Source organism: Paenibacillus sp. R14(2021) (genome assembly GCF_019431355.1).
Classification (GTDB): Bacteria; Bacillota; Bacilli; order Paenibacillales; family Paenibacillaceae; genus Paenibacillus_Z.
The window spans coordinates 1,126,686-1,139,914 of sequence record NZ_CP080269.1; the positions used below are offsets into that span (position 1 = coordinate 1,126,686).

The 13,229-nt window shown below is 52.1% G+C and carries 11 protein-coding genes; 3 read left to right on the forward strand and 8 right to left on the reverse strand.

Features of this window, described 5'->3' with window-relative positions:
• Window position 1: 1 nt before the first annotated feature.
• The 3 genes from KXU80_RS05430 to KXU80_RS05440 all read right to left on the reverse strand — a co-directional run bounded on the left by KXU80_RS05430 (window position 2) and on the right by KXU80_RS05440 (window position 2,550).
• The gene (locus KXU80_RS05430) at window positions 2-691 is read right to left on the reverse strand and encodes a GT-D fold domain-containing glycosyltransferase (protein ID WP_219837242.1); all 690 of its coding nucleotides are present in this window, start codon (window positions 689-691) and stop codon (window positions 2-4) included.
• A 166-nt stretch (window positions 692-857) separates the two neighbouring features.
• A complete protein-coding gene (locus KXU80_RS05435) occupies window positions 858-1,778 on the reverse strand; it encodes an oxidoreductase (RefSeq protein ID WP_219837243.1) in 921 nt (306 codons plus the stop codon).
• Window positions 1,779-1,809: 31 nt separating this feature from the next.
• Window positions 1,810-2,550 carry an SDR family oxidoreductase gene (locus KXU80_RS05440; RefSeq protein ID WP_219837244.1) on the reverse strand — a complete coding sequence of 247 codons (741 nt, stop codon included), beginning with the start codon at window positions 2,548-2,550 and terminating at the stop codon, window positions 1,810-1,812.
• Between the two features lie 168 nt (window positions 2,551-2,718).
• Here KXU80_RS05440 and KXU80_RS05445 point away from each other — a divergent pair, with 168 nt between their 5' ends.
• Both KXU80_RS05445 and KXU80_RS05450 read left to right on the forward strand, forming a co-directional pair.
• On the forward strand, window positions 2,719-3,294 hold the full coding sequence (locus tag KXU80_RS05445) for a TetR/AcrR family transcriptional regulator (protein ID WP_219837245.1): 576 nt from the start codon (window positions 2,719-2,721) through the stop codon (window positions 3,292-3,294).
• 107 nt (window positions 3,295-3,401) lie between these two features.
• Window positions 3,402-5,075, forward strand: a complete 1,674-nt coding sequence (locus tag KXU80_RS05450) for a ribonuclease J (protein ID WP_219837246.1) — start codon at window positions 3,402-3,404, stop codon at window positions 5,073-5,075.
• Here the strand turns inward: KXU80_RS05450 and KXU80_RS05455 are convergent.
• The 4 genes from KXU80_RS05455 to KXU80_RS05470 form a co-directional block, all read right to left on the reverse strand.
• Window positions 5,072-5,656 (reverse strand): cob(I)yrinic acid a,c-diamide adenosyltransferase, encoded by a 585-nt coding sequence (locus KXU80_RS05455; protein WP_219837247.1) that lies wholly within the window; start codon window positions 5,654-5,656, stop codon window positions 5,072-5,074. The genes KXU80_RS05450 and KXU80_RS05455 overlap by 4 nt on opposite strands.
• 23 nt (window positions 5,657-5,679) lie before the next feature.
• Window positions 5,680-8,964, reverse strand: a complete 3,285-nt coding sequence (icmF, locus tag KXU80_RS05460) for a fused isobutyryl-CoA mutase/GTPase IcmF (protein WP_219837248.1) — start codon at window positions 8,962-8,964, stop codon at window positions 5,680-5,682.
• Window positions 8,965-9,223: 259 nt separating this feature from the next.
• Window positions 9,224-9,475 carry a YolD-like family protein gene (locus KXU80_RS05465; RefSeq protein ID WP_219837249.1) on the reverse strand — a complete coding sequence of 84 codons (252 nt, stop codon included), beginning with the start codon at window positions 9,473-9,475 and terminating at the stop codon, window positions 9,224-9,226.
• Between the two features lie 100 nt (window positions 9,476-9,575).
• Window positions 9,576-11,051, reverse strand: coding sequence for a protein adenylyltransferase SelO (locus KXU80_RS05470; RefSeq protein ID WP_219837250.1), 1,476 nt, complete (start codon window positions 11,049-11,051; stop codon window positions 9,576-9,578).
• Window positions 11,052-11,540: 489 nt separating this feature from the next.
• Between KXU80_RS05470 and KXU80_RS05475 the strand changes: the two genes are divergently transcribed.
• Entirely contained in the window at window positions 11,541-12,143 is a 603-nt protein-coding gene (locus tag KXU80_RS05475; protein WP_219837251.1) for a TetR/AcrR family transcriptional regulator, read from the forward strand.
• Window positions 12,144-12,274: 131 nt separating this feature from the next.
• Here the strand turns inward: KXU80_RS05475 and KXU80_RS05480 are convergent, their stop codons facing one another.
• On the reverse strand, window positions 12,275-13,141 hold the full coding sequence (locus KXU80_RS05480; protein ID WP_219837252.1) for a DUF6454 family protein: 867 nt from the start codon (window positions 13,139-13,141) through the stop codon (window positions 12,275-12,277).
• Window positions 13,142-13,229 lie beyond the last annotated feature (88 nt).

Here is a 13,229-nt window from a genome sequence, read left to right on the forward strand (position 1 = left end):
TTTACATCTTCATAGGGGCTTTGCCAAAATCGACAGCGACCTTTCCGGTTGCTGCAGCTATCTTCGGTGCTAGGATGACTGCATTTACGCCGCAAGAAATAAGTGCGATGTCAAATTTGCGCTTCAACTTTCTTACTCGTCTTAGGGTCGAATTTATTTGGCTGTAGTTAGAAAACGGGATGGTCGCTGTCACACGAAGACGATAGGGTTTCTTTTTCAAAAGTGATTTAATATGGAACGGATTTCGATTAATGACAAGTATCCGTTTGCCTCTAAGCATTTTTCGGAACTTAGGCTTCCGCACGGCAATACGGTTGATGCAGGCATGACAGGTTCGTTTCGGCTTTAAATTGAAGTAACGGAATGTTTGATTGGTTAAATTTCTCTTCAAGTATCGCGGCGCTCGAATCATACGGTCATTTTTTGGAAGTATGCCGACGATCGTGGCATTACGGATGGAACGGACGATCTCGTCTCGGATCTCTAGGTTCGGGAAAGGGATGCCTTTCCTTCCTTTTTTCGCCATGGCCGCCCAGGGTTCCCTCATCACTTTACGAAACGACCATACCGATTTTTGAGCCAATACGATATTTTCGCCGTCGCCGATTCGAACCAGCGACAAGGGCCTTTTTCGCTTCAATGCATTATCTAATTGACGCAATACCTGAGTGGTTGATAAATTTTTTGCCATCGTATTCCCCTTTTCGATACGTTAAGATAGAGACTGCCAACACCCCCATTATACGTAGACGATTGCTAATCAGGATGGGTTATTGCCTGCATAGATATAAATAATCCAAGGTGAACCGCTTTTTGGAGGAACGATATTTAATATTTAAGATAAGCTGTCTAAGTGTCTAAGATAAGTACGATATTCCGGTCAGCGATTCCGAGATCTCCCACAGCCGCTTGGTCGAGCGCCGGTCATACTTGGAGAGCACGGAGGTATCGATTACAGGATAGCCTCTGTTGCCGCCCTTCCCGTCAGGACCGATGTATTCGCCTCCCTTGAGCGCTGGATTTGTTGCTGCGAACAAAGTCGGCAATGCACCCATTTCCGCGGATTGGGTGCGCAATAGCTTCACCACGAGTTTCATGAGCGGACTGGGCTGTTTACCGGAACCGAGCGAATACAAATTCGTGTTCGCTCTGCCTGGATGACTGCTCAAGCTGATGGTTGCTGCGCCGCTCGCCCTCAACCTTTCATTCAGCTCATAGGCAAACAACAAGTTAGCAAGCTTGCTCTGTCCGTAGAATTTCACCCGATTATAGCCGCTGCTTCCATCTAAATTATTGAAATCGATCTTAGCGCCTTTGATCACGGAGCTGCTCAGCGTAACGACGCGCGAGGACGGAACATTCTTCATCATAGGCAGCATAAGGCCGGTAAGGGCAAAATGTCCGAGATGATTGCTGCCGAACTGAAGTTCAAACCCGTCCTTGGTCTTCTCGAACGGCGGGGTCATGACGCCCGCATTATTGATAAGTAAGGTAAGGGAATCATAACTTTCGCGATACGCTTGGGCAAATTCACGGACGCTCGCAAGATCGCTCAGATCCAGCTTCATGAGCTTCAGCTTCGCGCCTGGATGTTCCTTCCTCAGGTGTCTAGCGGCCTCTTCCCCTTTGTGCAAATTCCGGACGGCGAAGATCACCTCCGCCCCCTTCGCCGCGAAAGCCCGCGCGGTTTCGTAGCCGATTCCGCTGCTTGCGCCTGTAATCACAACCCGTGTACCGTGCTGATCCGGCATTCGGCCGCTTGTCCATTCGTTGCCCATACCCATTCCTCCTCTACTTAGCCGCTCCTGATTAAGGCAGCAATGTTGGGCTGACAATCATTTCGTTGACCGAGACATCGCTTGGCTCATTAATTGCGAACGCAATCGCTCTGGCAATGCTGGCAGGAGAAATGGCCAAGCTGGTCATCTGACTAACCATAGCTCTGACTTCAGGACTGCTGATCGTATTCGTCAACTCGGATTCAGTGAGTCCCGGAGAGATGATCGTGGATCGAATACGAGAGGAAGGCGACTCCTCCATGCGAAGCCCCTCTGAGATCGCCCTTACCGCAAACTTCGTCCCGCTGTATACAGCCGACAACGGATGCACATGATGGCCCGCAACGGAGGATAAATTGATGATATGACCCGATTGCTGTGCTCTCATAGTCGGCAACACCGCCGCAATACCATACAATACCCCTTTGATATTGACGTCGATCATTTGATCCCACTCTTGAACCTTCAGATCGTGAAGCATGGAAGCGGGCATGACGCCAGCATTATTTACAAGAACATCGATGCGTCCATAGTGCTCCAATGCAAAATGTGCCAGCTTCTGCATGTCTTCGGATGAAGTTACGTCAGTCTGCCTATAAACGGCTTCGCCGCCAGCTTGATTAATCTCGTTAACGACCGCTTGCAAACGATCCGTTCTTCTAGCCGCCAATACCAGCTTTGCACCGTTTTGCGCCAACAATCTAGCAGAGGCTTCCCCGATCCCGCTGGATGCACCCGTAATGATTACGACCTTCGCTGCTATGTTTTCCATTCGTATCGCTCCAATTCAATTAAATTCAACAGACGTTGATTATCTGACTGCTGTTGAATATTATTATATAGAGGCGCTGAATGATAACAATCGTTAATACAGGAGCTAATGTTCACTAAACAACAAGAACAATTGTATTGTTCATTTACTGAGGGAGGCGAATCAGCCATGGCTGCTGAAGCCAAGATCGATCGGCGCATTGTAAAGACCAAAGAAGCGATTAACAAGGCCTTTCTTGAATTGTTTGTATCCAAAGCGTTCGAACAGATTACGATCAACGATATTTCCGAGAGGGCCAATGTCAACCGGGGAACGGTCTACCTCCATTACACGGACAAATATGATCTGCTTAATAAATGTATCGAGGAGCATTTCAGCCGGATGTTTCTATCCTGCAAGCATACCGATACACAGAGCGAGCCGACCGAAATGATTGGCCAGATCAAGCCTGTTTTTGATTATTTCGAGGCGCACTTCCTCTTCTTCTCTTCGATGCTGTCGAAAACGAGGAGCTCTGTATTTCGAGAGCGCATGCTGGAGTTCGTTACGGCTAATATCATCGAGAAGCTGGATAAACAAGACATAGGACCTGGCATGGATAAGCATGTAATGACGCAGTTCATGGCTTCCGCGCTCGTTGGAACGATCGAATGGTGGATTGTAAACCACATGCCGCATTCACCGCAATCGATGGCAGAGCAGCTAAAGCAATTGTTCGAAAGGAAGGCCGTTTATCCCTTGTGAGTGCTGACTGCTTGGATAAATAGGCCTTCAGGTTGGAACATTATAGGCATATCGAAGGCGTGGAGCCTCAAGCAAAGTCAATTGCTCAGGTGAGGAGCGTAAGGTGTATGAGCCCAAAGGTTGACAAATTGTCCATTGCTGCGCTAGGCGGCGTGAATGAAATTGGAAAAAACATGTATATCCTTCAATACAATGATGACATCATCGTCATCGACTGCGGATCCAAATTTCCCGATGACAGCCTGCCGGGCATCGATGTCATTATTCCGGATATTACGTATTTGCTGGAAAATCGGGAGCTCATCCGGGGCTTGGTCGTCACGCATGGACACGAGGATCATATCGGCGGCATTCCTTATGTAATGAAACAATTGAACATACCCATCTACGCGACACGCTTAACGCTTGGCCTCATTCAAGCCAAACTGAAGGAGCACGGGCTGCTCAGCACAGCGCAGCTGCATAGCATCGACTCAAACTCGGCGCTAACGCTCGGTGATATTGCGGTTCGCTTCTTCAGCACGAATCACAGCATCCCGGATTGTCTTGGCATCACCTTCGAGACACCGCAAGGGACCGTCGTTCATACCGGCGATTTCAAATTCGACTTCACGCCTGTCAACGAACAATACGCAGACATTCATAAGATGGCCCAAATCGGCTCGAATGGTGTCCTGGCGTTATTGTCCGAGAGCACGAATGCGGAACGTCCGGGCTTCACGCCCTCCGAACGCGTCGTCGGCGAGCATATCGAAGAAGCGTTCAAGAAGGCCGAAGGCAAAATATTTCTGTCCACGTTCGCCTCCAACGTTCACCGGGTTCAGCAGGTTATCAACGCCGCGGAGAAGACGAACCGCAAGCTGATTCTGCTCGGTCGAAGCATGATCAATGTGGTAGACATCGCTTCCTCACTCGGTTATCTGCGCGTACCTGACGGTATGCTGATCCAAGCGGATGCCGTCAAGCAGTATGCACCGGATAAGCTCGTCATTCTCTGTACCGGCAGTCAAGGCGAGCCGATGGCCGCACTATCCCGGCTTGCAAGCGGCGCGCATCGGCAAATCCACGTAGCTCCCGGCGATACGGTTATTCTGGCCTCCTCCCCGATTCCGGGAAACGAGCGGAACGTCGCCCGGATCGTGGACCAGCTGTTTGAACGCAAAGCAATCGTCATCTACGGTTCGGGCACAGTTACCGGCATGCATGTCTCCGGACATGCGAGCCAAGAAGAGTTGAAGCTGATGCTGACCCTAATGAAGCCCAAATATTTTATCCCCATTCATGGCGAATATCGCATGCTCCATCAGCATCGGCTCATTGCAGAGGCTGTCGGCGTCGAAGCCGAACATATCTTAATCGTCAATAACGGCGATGTTGTTGATCTTACCGATTCAGTGGCGCGTCAAGAACGTAAAATCCCGAACGGGAACACCCTTGTCGACGGACTTGGAATCGGGGATGTCGGTCATATCGTGCTTCGCGACCGCAAAGTGCTGTCCGAGGACGGCATCGTAATCGTCGTCGTATCCATCGCCAAGTCGGATGGTAAAATCGTCTCGGGGCCGGATTTTATTTCGCGCGGCTTCGTCTATGTTCGCGAATCCGAAGGGCTCATGGAAGAAGCGCAACGGATCGCGGTTAGCTGTATTAAACAGCTGCAGGATGCAGATACGCATACATGGAGCAGCTATAAGAACACGCTTAAAGACGCCATCGGGAAGTGCCTCTACACCTATACCAAACGGCGCCCTATGATAGTTCCGATTATCATCGAGATTTAGTTGGCTTCGCCCTGCTTGTTCGGACCGCTATAAGCCTGATGCAGGATCGATTCAGAGCATCCTTCCAGGTGATTGACGAAGCGAGCAGCGACGAACAGCAGGTCGGACAGCCGGTTCAAATAGGCCAGGACAATGGGGTTGATCTCCTCTTCCTTCCATACGAGCGCGGCCGCTCGTTCCGCACGGCGAACGATCGTTCTCGCCGCATGAAGCGCAGCGCCGCACAGATGGCCGCCAGGCAATATAAATTGCGTTAATGGAGGAAGGCTTGCGTCCATCTCGTCGATCTGCTCCTCCAAATAACGGACATCCTCGTCCGTAATCGGCCACGCGACCTTAATCAGCGGCGGAGTTGACAGTTCCGCACCTACATGGAACAGCTTCGTTTGCACGATCTGCAGCAGCTGCCGGAACGATGCCCACTCCTCGCCATTACCAAGCGCCGCGAGTGCCAGACCAATCATGGAATTCGCTTCGTCGCATGTCCCGTAGGCATGAACGCGTACGTTATTTTTAGACACCCGTTTCCCATAGACTAAGCTGGTTTGCCCCTTGTCTCCTGATTTCGTGTAGATTTTCATTGTAATCCCCTCCTCTGCTGGCCCTACATATTACGGCGATATTGTCCCCCGACCTCATATAACGCGCTCGTAATCTGACCGAGCGTAGCTGTTTTCACGACGTCCATCAACGCTTCGAACAGATTGCCGTTCATGCGGGCTGCCTGTTTCAGCCGTTGAAGCGCGGCTGCGCAGTTGTCCTGATGCCTCAGCTGGAATGCGCGCAGATTGCGAATTTGTTCCTGCTTCTCTTCTTCCGTCGAACGAGCCAGCTCAATATCGTAGCGATGCTCGCTCGGATTCGGATCAAGGAACATATTCACGCCGATAATCGGCAGCTCGCCTGCATGCTTCTTATGCTCGTAATGGAGTGATTCCTCTTGGATTTTGCCCCGCTGGTATTGGGTTTCCATCGCGCCAAGCACGCCTCCGCGATCATGAATACGCTGGAATTCCTTTAACACGGCTTCTTCCATGAGATCGGTCAGCTCCTCTACGATGAACGCGCCTTGCAGCGGATTCTCGTTCTTGGTCAATCCGAACTCCCGGTTAATAATAAGTTGAATCGCCATCGCCCGGCGAACGGAGCTTTCGGTCGGCGTCGTGACAGCCTCGTCATACGCATTCGTATGCAGGGAATTGCAATTGTCATAGATCGCCATCAGCGCCTGCAGCGTCGTGCGTATATCGTTGAAATCCATCTCCTGCGCGTGCAGCGAACGGCCGGAGGTTTGAATATGATACTTGAGCTTCTGGCTTCGTTCATTCCCCCCGTACTTATGCTTGATGACCCTCGCCCATATCCGTCGTGCCACGCGCCCCATCACGCTGTACTCTGGATCCAGCCCATTGCTGAAGAAGAACGACAAATTCGGCGCGAAATCATCAATCCGCATCCCGCGCGACAAATAGTATTCGACGTACGTGAACCCATTGGCCAGCGTAAAGGCCAGCTGAGTAACGGGGTTAGCTCCCGCTTCGGCAATATGATAGCCGCTTATACTGACCGAATAGTAATGGCGAATCTGATGATCGATAAAATATTGCTGCATGTCGCCCATCATTTTCATGGCGAATGCGGTGCTGAAAATGCAGGTGTTCTGCCCTTGGTCCTCCTTGAGAATATCGGCCTGCACGGTGCCGCGAACCGATTGCAGCGTCGACGCATGAATCACCGCATATTCATCACTATCCGGCGTTCGCCCGTTCTCCGCAGCGAAGCGTTCGACCTGCTGATCGATTGCCGTATTCATAAACATCGCCAGCAGCACCGGCGCCGGGCCGTTGATCGTCATCGATACGCTGACGGACGGATGGCATAGATCGAATCCGGCGTAAAGCTTCTTCATGTCGTCCAGCGAGCAGACGTTAACGCCGCTGTTGCCGATCTTCCCGTAAATGTCCGGCCGTTCGCCCGGGTCCTGCCCATACAGCGTAACGCTGTCGAATGCGGTGGATAGGCGCTTGGCCTCATCGCTGCGGCAGAGATAATGAAATCGCCGATTGGTTCGCTCCGGCGTGCCCTCCCCCGCAAACTGCCGCTTTGGCTCCTCATGCGTCCGCTTGAATGGGAAGACGCCGGCGGTAAACGGGTAATAACCGGGCAAATTCTCCTTCATCAGCCAGCGCAGCACATCGCCGGCTTCTTCGAATTTGGGCAGGCTGACTCGCGGAATTCTGCTGCCTGACAGCGATTCGACCGTCAATTCGGTGACCGATACTTGCGCGCCTGACCGAAGCGTCAGCCGGTCTTGACGGTAAGTATCCTGGACTGCCGGCCATTGTTCCAGCAGTATTCGGCAGTCGGGATGCAAGCTTGCCTCGTAATCGGCAATAATGGCATCAAGCTTTGCAATGAAGGCGACTGCTTCGGCTCCAGCGAGCACATTGCCGCTGCCAGAAGCAATAATCTGACGGGTCCCTTTCAGCTGCCCGATCTGCCGGGCAATCGCTGTCTGCGATTCCGTTAGTGCCTGGCAGCGCCGTATGGTCTGCACGATATCGCTTAAATAACCGGTCCGGTCGGGCGGGATGATCGTATGATAGCGTTGGCCGCCTGATTTCGCGAGCGATGCATCGTCGAGCTGGACCGGCCAGCTTCCGCCTGTTTTCGCCTCCGTCAGCTTCATTAGGTGATGGAACAGCACTGTCGTGCCGTAATCGTTGAATTGGCTGGCGATCGTCCCGAACACGGGTAGCTCTTCATCCGGTAGATCAAACCACTGCCGGCTGCGCTTGTATTGCTTGCGCACGTCTCGAAGTGCATCCTCCGATCCCCGGCGTTCGAATTTGTTAATGGCGATAATATCCGCATAATCGATCATGTCGATCTTCTCAAGCTGCGTTGCCGCGCCGAATTCGCTGGTCATGACATAGAGCGACACATCGCATAAGTCTACGATCGCGGCTCCTCCTTGCCCGATCCCGCTTGTTTCCATCACGATCATGTCGTAGCCGGCATGCTTGACGATGGCGATCGCATCCTTGGCAGCGTCGCTGATTTCAGACTTGGAACCCCTTGTCGCCAGACTGCGCATGAATACGCGCGGATTGTCAATTGCATTCATCCGAATGCGATCGCCGAGCAGCGCGCCGCCCGACTTCTTCTTGGTCGGGTCGATGGAGATCACGGCAATGGAGCGCTGAGGGAAGTGATCCAAATACCGTCGCACCAGCTCGTCGGTAAGCGAGCTCTTGCCGGCTCCGCCCGTTCCGGTGATGCCAATTACAGGTACCTGAGGGGCATGGACATGCAGCTGCTCCAGCACCTGAGCGACTGATTCGTCCGGATTCGCTATGGCGGCATGCTCTTCCGCAAGAGTAATCAGCCTGGCAACGGGTCCCCATTGCCGGCCATTGAGCGAAACTATGTCTTGCTCTATCTGTCTTGGCGTCTCGTGGTCGCAGGCTTGGATCATATAATTAATCATGCCTTGGAGCCCCATCTCCCGGCCGTCGTCCGGTGAGAAGATTCTGGTGATCCCGTACTGCTGCAAGCGGTTGATCTCCGAAGGGACGATGACGCCGCCGCCGCCCGCAAATATCTTGATGTGCCCGGCCCCGCGCTGCTTCAGCACATCGAGCATATAGCTCAAATATTCGACATGCCCGCCCTGATAGGAGCTGATCGCAATGCCTTGCACGTCTTCCTGGATCGCCGCGCTCGTCACTTCTTCAACAGAACGGTTATGACCCAGATGGATAACCTCGACGCCGGAAGCTTGAAGAATCCGTCTCATGATGTTGATAGACGCGTCATGGCCGTCGAATAAAGCGGCAGCCGTCACGAAGCGCACATGGCATTTCGGGCGATAAACATGTGTATCCAAGAGGCATTCCGCCCTTCCATCAGTTGTTGTCCCGCGCCGACTTCATACACCCCTTACTACACTATTCGATTTCAGGCAAGAGATGCCGCGATATAAAACGGTTTCAAGAACAGAAGACAAAAAAGCACCCGCATGCATGCAGTTTCGCATACAAGCGGGTGCTGATCGCCAAGCCCATCAGGTCAGGCCATCCGATTGCGATTAACGCAGCACAGACGATGGATCCCCATAGTAGTGCATATGTCAGATTCTTGAGCCATTAGTTTCTAGGGTAGTTGACTTGCATGATGTCCATGAATGGAACCTTCTCTAATCCTTCCACGGTCTCGACATGGACCTTACCCGTCCGGGAATCCATGGTGACGATCTGTCCCTTCACCGTTTCTTCCCGCCCCCATATGGATAATACGATTATGGACTCCTCTTGGAAGGCCTCACTCAATTGATTGCCAAGCTCTTCTAATACAAATTCATCGCGAGTCGGCCTTTTCGGGACCTTCGTTTTTGCCATTCAAGTCACTCTCCGTACTTCTGTATCTCATACATCCATCATTCGACTGTGGATCATTACTGGTTCGATCGTCTACTAAAACGATCAGTTGACGATCAAGTTACGTCCCGCAGTAGGTTCGATAAGGACGCGTTGTTTGCTCAGGCAATGCCGAATATCGATCGTGCTCCGGCATATGCGAATAAGGCTGTGCCAGCGCTTCAAGAAGCTGATCCATCACGCTGAAGTCTTCCTCGTTCTCTGCGGCTTCCAGCGCTTCCTCGACCAGGTGGTTCCGTGGAATAATCGCTGGATTGCTGCTCTGCATCAATTGCCGCGAGGCAGCGGCGGCTTCAGGCTGCCTGCCAAGTCTCGCCTGCCATGATTCCAGCCACAGCGTAAATTCCGGATCATCGGCTAACACCGTATCCTCCTGCTTGCCATCCGTCAAGGCACGGAAGGTGTTGGTATAATCCGCGCGATGCGTCTGCATCATAACGAGCAGCTGCTCAATCAATTTCTCATCCTGCTCTTCTTCGTTGAAGAGGCCAAGCTTCGCTCTCATGCCCGAAAGCCAGTGCTGATGATACAACGCCGTATAATCGGCGATCACATCCTCGGCCAGGCGGACTGCCTGTTCCTCGTCTTCAGCCAGTACCGGCAGCAGGCTTTCGGCGAATCTTGCGAGATTCCAAGCAGCGATTTGGGGTTGGTTGCCGTATGCGTAGCGGCCTTGCGAATCGATGGAGCTGAATACGGTAGCCGGATCATACGCATCCATGAACGCGCATGGACCGTAATCAATCGTCTCGCCGCTTATCGTCATATTGTCGGTGTTCATGACGCCGTGGATAAACCCAACGAGCTGCCACTTCGCAATCAATGCAGCTTGGCGCTTGACCACTTCCCGAAGCAGGGCGAGATACGGATTCTCATCAACTGCAGCGTGCGGATAATGCCGCTGCAATGCGTAATCGGCCATTGCCTGAAGATCTTCCCGTGTGCCCCAGTTGGCCGTATATTGAAACGTTCCGACGCGCAAGTGACTCGCCGCTGCACGAGTCAGAATTGCACCCGGCAGCGCGGTCTCACGGTAGGTTGTTTCTCCGGTCGCCGTTACCGCAAGGCTGCGAGTCGTAGGAATGCCAAGCGCATGCATGGCTTCGCTGATGATATATTCACGCAGCATGGGGCCAAGCGCGGCACGGCCATCACCGCGGCGGGAGTATGGCGTTGGTCCGGCGCCCTTCAGCTGAATATCAATCCGCTCACCTTGGGGCGTAATCTGTTCGCCGAGCAGAATTGCGCGTCCGTCGCCCAGCATGTTGAAATACCCGAATTGGTGACCGGCATATGCTTGAGCCAGCGGCAATGCGCCTTCAGGGATACGGTTGCCGGCTAGAACGGCAGTTCCTTCCTCGCTCAGCAGCGCCGGGACGTTCAGTCCAAGGGAAATGGCGTAAGCGGTGTTAAGCTTGATAAGTTTCGGCTTGCGCACGGGAGTCGGGTCCTGCTTCGTGAAAACCGTTTGCGGCAGACGTGCATAACTATTGTCAAAGTTCCATCCTGTTACGTTTGTAGAGGGGTTCGTTGTCATCGGAGCTCCTTTGTGCCTTAGGCATATACTCGTTCGAATGAGTGAGTCGCTTATCTATACGAATCAGCTCTGAATGTCGCCGCTGCAAGCTGTACTCGGTTATTATACCCTAAGCCGGCTGGATACGCTCTCCTATTTCGATCCAACAGCACAAGAAGCCACTTTCCGCGTATTTGATTTAGATATACGATCATTTATGGCATTAATCATCGTTCCAATCACCTTAAATTTGTCATGCGTGATTAGATCGCTGACTGGTACAATATCCGATCAGATTATCGCGGATCGCCTTTCCGCCTATCAATTAACATGGTTAAACATTAATGCTTCCTGTCTGTGATCTTGTTGACCCGCCTAGTCTAAATGGGTTACCATAAATGCAACTAGCAATGACCCATGCCCGTAAGTGGACTGCCGTCCGATTAAATAAAACATGACGGGACCTCGGTCCATACGTCAATGATGATATCGAATTGCGAGGGGAATCGTATGTTGGAGCGGACGTTAAGGAAGGATGCCGAAGAGCGCAGACAAATCATACTGAAGAAGGCTGCCATGCTCTTCGCCGAGCATGGCGTTGACCAAGTCAGCATGCGACATATCGCACGCGAAGCCGGTGTCGGCCAAGGGACGTTGTATAGAAGCTACACCAATAAAGGCGAGCTTTGCTGGGATCTGATTGGGGAAAGCTGTATACAGAACAACGAGAAAATGTATCAGTATTTGAACAATAATACCGAGAAATCCAAGCGGGAACGACTTGAAACGGTGCTTATGTACCATTTGGAATCACTCGAGGTCCACTCCCCCGTGCTTGCGGCCATCCAGGCAAATACGAGTGAGGCGCAGCAGAGCATGCCCTTCTATTCCGAGCATTATGAATCGGTGCATGCCATTATTGTTAAGCTATTGGAAGAAATTGCGGAGGCACAGCCTTCCAACATCGTTGATCCGATCTTTACGGCGGATGCCTGCATGGCGACGGTACGTCCCGATGTGTACTTGTTTATGCGGCAGCATCGTAACTATACACCCGATCAAATCAAGCACAGACTGTTCAATGTGTTCGTTGATCCGCTGTTCCAGAACTGATTGCATCTATGATCGTTCCCGGTCATTGGTTAGCCTGTCGATATGCCAAAAAAATCGTCCTGATGACTGCCCCGCGGGCAGCGTACAGGACGATTTTTCGTTTTGGCTATCCAATCCCAATTCGACCGCTGTTAGCGAGCTGCATTCAAATCGTATGTGTCATAGATAAGGAGGGACCCGGTATCGTCGTCGGGTACGGCATACAAGCGCAGCTCCTCTCCCCGGCTCTCGATGTAGACCGGGTTGCGGGTGATCACGTGTCCTTGGCATGAGAACTGCGTGATTGGTGCTTCATGAATGATCTCGAAGGTATCGATGTCGATCAGGGCAACGCCGCCCAGCTCGTATGGCCCAGGCATGATGTTCTGTGGTACGGGCAGCTCAGAGATGCCGCTAACGATCATTTTGCCATTGCCGACGTACTGGCCGTCTTGATAATCGACATAATGGCTCGAATTTCGCTTCGAACGTGTCAATTCACCATTCGCATTCCATTCATAGAATGTGCGCGACCCCCAGCTGTTCCCGATCAGCCTATCCCTGCCTGCGTCGCGGACTAGACCGCCGATATGATCATGGAAACGGAATACTTCCTCTACGGCCAATGTATTCGGATCCACACGATATAGGATCGATGAGGCGTGCGGCCGGTATTCGGCGACTGGCAGCCAAATATGAGTACCGTCGTAATCGATGCCGCCCGGGTGATAGATGCTGCCTTCGCCCAAAGTCACGGCATTCACGAGTCTCCCCTGCTCATCGAAGACGAACAAATGCCCAATGCCCCGGCCGGGCGAGCGGTCTAGGCCACCCATTTCTTCATCGAAGCGAACCGGTGCTTCAAGCAGTTCAACCGATGACATATAGAAGTACTCCCCGATTCGGACCATGCCCTGCGAATGGTAATTGTTAAATTGCAGATCAATCTTCGCATTTTGCTCCCATTTCGTGCTGCGCGTAAGCTTTAAAAACTGAGCGATGAGTTTCTCATTATCCATAACGGCTCGTCCTTCCAGTTGTTAGTTTTACTCTTATTATTCATGATCGATTACTGCTTGAACAGGTCATTGTTGTCCATTTTCGATT

Bases quoted from the DNA above. Each gene is read 5' to 3' on its own strand.
- KXU80_RS05450 (WP_219837246.1), top strand. From the start codon at position 3,402: ATGAGCCCAAAGGTTGACAAATTGTCCATTGCTGCGCTAGGCGGCGTG.
- KXU80_RS05455 (WP_219837247.1), bottom strand. From the start codon at position 5,656: ATGAAAATCTACACGAAATCAGGAGACAAGGGGCAAACCAGCTTAGTC.
- KXU80_RS05435 (WP_219837243.1), bottom strand. From the start codon at position 1,778: ATGGGCAACGAATGGACAAGCGGCCGAATGCCGGATCAGCACGGTACA.
- KXU80_RS05430 (WP_219837242.1), bottom strand. From the start codon at position 691: ATGGCAAAAAATTTATCAACCACTCAGGTATTGCGTCAATTAGATAAT.
- KXU80_RS05475 (WP_219837251.1), top strand. From the start codon at position 11,541: ATGTTGGAGCGGACGTTAAGGAAGGATGCCGAAGAGCGCAGACAAATC.
- KXU80_RS05445 (WP_219837245.1), top strand. From the start codon at position 2,719: ATGGCTGCTGAAGCCAAGATCGATCGGCGCATTGTAAAGACCAAAGAA.
- KXU80_RS05470 (WP_219837250.1), bottom strand. From the start codon at position 11,051: ATGACAACGAACCCCTCTACAAACGTAACAGGATGGAACTTTGACAAT.
- KXU80_RS05440 (WP_219837244.1), bottom strand. From the start codon at position 2,550: ATGGAAAACATAGCAGCGAAGGTCGTAATCATTACGGGTGCATCCAGC.
- KXU80_RS05465 (WP_219837249.1), bottom strand. From the start codon at position 9,475: ATGGCAAAAACGAAGGTCCCGAAAAGGCCGACTCGCGATGAATTTGTA.
- KXU80_RS05480 (WP_219837252.1), bottom strand. From the start codon at position 13,141: ATGGATAATGAGAAACTCATCGCTCAGTTTTTAAAGCTTACGCGCAGC.